Annotated in this window: 3 protein-coding genes; all 3 read left to right on the top strand. The window is 61.4% G+C overall.

Annotation, left to right across the window (positions count from 1 at the left end; all coding sequences use genetic code 11):
• Nucleotides 1–135 precede the first annotated feature (135 nt).
• The 3 genes from C8N44_RS23265 to C8N44_RS22840 all read left to right on the top strand — a co-directional run bounded on the left by C8N44_RS23265 (nt 136) and on the right by C8N44_RS22840 (nt 3,359).
• The gene (locus C8N44_RS23265; protein WP_146178912.1) at nt 136–417 is read left to right on the top strand and encodes a hypothetical protein; all 282 of its coding nucleotides are present in this window, start codon (nt 136–138) and stop codon (nt 415–417) included.
• Between the two features lie 281 nt (nt 418–698).
• Nucleotides 699–1,169 (top strand): hypothetical protein, encoded by a 471-nt coding sequence (locus tag C8N44_RS22845; protein ID WP_107978984.1) that lies wholly within the window; start codon nt 699–701, stop codon nt 1,167–1,169.
• Between the two features lie 75 nt (nt 1,170–1,244).
• Complete coding sequence (locus C8N44_RS22840) at nt 1,245–3,359, top strand: hypothetical protein (RefSeq protein ID WP_107978983.1); 2,115 nt, start codon at nt 1,245–1,247, stop codon at nt 3,357–3,359.
• The last annotated feature ends 33 nt before the right edge of the window (nt 3,360–3,392 follow it).

Here is a 3,392-nt window from a genome sequence, read left to right as displayed (position 1 = left end):
ACGAAGAAGTGCGGTGGCCGCCAGACAGGCCGCGCGCTGCGCTACGCCGAATGGCTCCGCGCGCGGCCTCCTACACCACCCCGTGGGGCACTACCTTTCAGTCCCTGTCGAGGTGCACCCGACACGAAGAGTAGATTGGAACGTTCGCCGGAGAGAAAAGCATCCGATCGGTTTTTCTTCAAGCGGGCGTCTGGTGCCTCCAAAGGCCCCCAAAATCCGCCGCTCTGCGGCTCTTTCAGGGGGATTCAGGATTCTCTTGATTCAGAGGTTGTTTCGTTTCGAAAAATCAGCAGCTTAGAGCCTTCTCTGTCGCAATTTCCCCGCAAAATGACGCAGGAACCCCGCGAGATGACGATATTTCCCCGCGCCTTGACGCAAAAAACCCGCGAGCTGACGACATTTTCCCGCGCGAAATAGCTGGAGTCGATCTCCGTCCTCGCCACGCAATCCTGGACGGGATCGTCAGCCGGTGACCAGGCGTTGTGGGGCCTTTCAACTCTACTGTCATGGCCGGGTGATGATGGCTGCTTTTTTCTTCCCATGCTCAAACGTTGCAGAAAAGTTCTTCGTCTGACCAAGCTCTGGCCAATCTCATGGTCGCCGGCGGATGAAAGAACCACCACGAGACGGTCAGTAGCCCGGGCCGAGCCCTTGAAGCGGCAGATCGCCGCAATCTCTCACTCGAGGAAAGGGAAACCATGCATCACGATACTAATCGCGTGTCCGTCATCGCCACCGATCACACGGAGGATAGCAGCGTCGGCCGAGCCAGCGCGGCGGCGAGCTTCGCAATCGAAGAGGACATGTCAGGCCGCCTTCTGCGAGCACAGGCGCTTTCATGCCGCGCGGCACAATGGCTCGTCCTGATCCGGTTCCGGTCGCATGCCGCCGCCCCAGCATTCTCGGAAAGCGTGTCCCACTACCATGTGCTTCTCGGCGCAGCATCGGCGGACGCCGAGCGCCTGGCGAGCTGCCGGACGATGCTCATCTGCGTCCATCGTCAGCTGGCGGTCGAGGAGCTGGCAGCGCAAGCGGAATTCGCAGTGGAGCGGCCGGCCGATCCCTACGGTGCGGAGTGGAGGATCACAGGGCGTGGTGCCGTCCTGCACGTGATTGCCGACCTGCTCTCCGACGCGATCAGAGCATTCGAGAGGGGTCTGGCCAAATGACGGGTTTTCCCTTGGCGGCCAGCTTGGTCGCCAAGGGCGATTTTTCGATTTCCCGAATGATCCCATCTGCTCCACATGACCCATTCGCAACCTTCCCTGTGCCTGGCCGATCTGCGGATGCGGATCGAAAGCGGCGCCGTGCAATCACCGGGCAGAATCTCTATCCTGGCGTTCCTCGACCTTGCCTGCTGCGCGATAGGAACAGAGACGTTCCACGACCCTGGGGTGCTCGCTTCGGAAGCATCATTCGCGGCCACGTTTCCCCAGGTTCCAGACGACAATCTTGCCGCTGCATTCGGGGACGCTGGCCTTTACGGCCGGTGCCGGGAGAGCCTCCTGCGGCACGCACGGCTGGCAGGGGCATGGCCCGACACTGATCCCTACACGCTGCTTAACCAGCTTGCGCGGGAACGCCGTCTGCCTGGCGTGAACCGGAAACTGATGGAAGAGATGTTCCCTGGAACGATCTTGCGGGATGTGACGCGTAAGTTGGCCATCGCAGCCGACCGCGATCTCCGTGATAAGCAGAGGAATGCGTTCCGGAATTCCGCTACGACAATTGACAAGCTCAGAGACGATCCGCGCGTTGTCGTGGCCGGGATCCTTCGCCCTGAGAAAATCGGCCCCTTCCCGGCTTATCGCGATGGCGACAAACACCGCATCGAATTGCCGGCCGCGCTCGCGGCAGTTCGAGGACGACTTCCCGTCGGCCACGCCCTTCACGCTCGGCGCGCATTCGAACTTGCCGTGGATTTTGGTTTACTTTCAGAAGACGGGCCGAAGCCAGGCTGGTCGCTGAGCCTCGAGGATGCGACGAGATATCATGCAGCGGTAGGGCAGCAGATCTCCGCGAACACCGCGGCTCTCTATCTCCGGACGCTGCTCTCGTTACTTCGATGCACCGAGCCTGCGGCTGTGTCCGAAGATGTTACTGCGGACCGGGTGCGTCGACCTGAACGCCATGACAGGCTCGCCGAACCTCGGAAACGAAAGACAAACAGAAAACCGGTCATGTTACCGACCGCGATCGAGGCAGAGGTTGCGGCCTTTGCGAAAGACCGCTCGACCAGCCGACGGCACGTGAAGGACTTACGCCGGCTGCTGCGAGACCTTCTGGACGCAGGCTTCGACATCGACAGTCCCACCTTTTTGCAGGACGCCGTGGTCTTTTTCGAGACCAGGGTCGAGGAACGTGCGGACCTCACTCGGCGCGACTACCGGACCGCCCTCCGCACGTTTCTGGCGCACACGCACAGGCTTTCTTCTTGGGAGGGTATGATCTCCCGCGCCAAGGGCACGATCGCGAGCGGCACCGACATGCAGGGCCTGCTGTTGGTCAGGAAATATGCCGAATGCTCCGAGCCGCCGATACCTCCCGAAAAGATCGACATGGATGTCGCGCGGGAATTCCTTTTGAAGGCTCAAGGACTGCGAGATGTTCCGAAGTGCCTGACGGGACTGGCAGCCCTCGACGTCTTGCGTTCTGTATTTCCCGAGCTCTTGCCGGGGCCCGCGATCGGCGACCAGCGCGACTGGCTTCGCCATCACCGCGGTGACATGCCCACAGCCTTGGAGAACTCCTTGCGGTCTATCGCCGAAGCGGCGGGATACGGCGCCTTTGGGGTGAAGGAGCTGATCACTGCGGCGCGGCGCCTGTTTGAGCTGACGTCCGACAAAAAGGTCTTCCAAGCTCAGATCGACGTCATTCCATGGCGAGACCTGATCGCGGCGGCGGCCGCGAGCCATCCACGGGAAATGCTCCATTACCGCGCGCCACTGCAGCGTCTGGCTGATCGCGTCGGCCGCGCGTGGACACCCGGTTGGCAAAAGCTCCAGTCCAGGATCGTGGAGGCTGGTCTTCCGCGAGCCGGAAATCCTGTCGACACGTTGATGGACGTGGCGGCCCACGAAGCGCGTGAACCCTGGCAGCTCGATCGCGAATGGGCATGGATCCATGAGAGATCCCTGCGTCCAGACCTGCGCAGAAAGTGGGTCCGCGCCATAGAAAACTTCGATGCCTTGTGGTCCGTTCCAGAAATCGCCGGGGACAGTCTTCTGCCGGCCGAGAAACTCGGGCCGATGCCCCGGATCGGCACCCGGCTGAAGAATGCGCATTTCCCCCTTCCGCGTAACCGACCGATTGGGGCCGCCTGCCTGAGGCTGGGGTTCCGAGGTAAGACACGTGCATAACGACGTCGTTATGCACGTGTCTTATTCGGAGGA

Source organism: Allosediminivita pacifica, assembly GCF_003054175.1.
Classification (GTDB): Bacteria; Pseudomonadota; Alphaproteobacteria; order Rhodobacterales; family Rhodobacteraceae; genus Allosediminivita; species Allosediminivita pacifica.
This window is presented reverse-complemented; position numbering and strand designations above follow the sequence as displayed.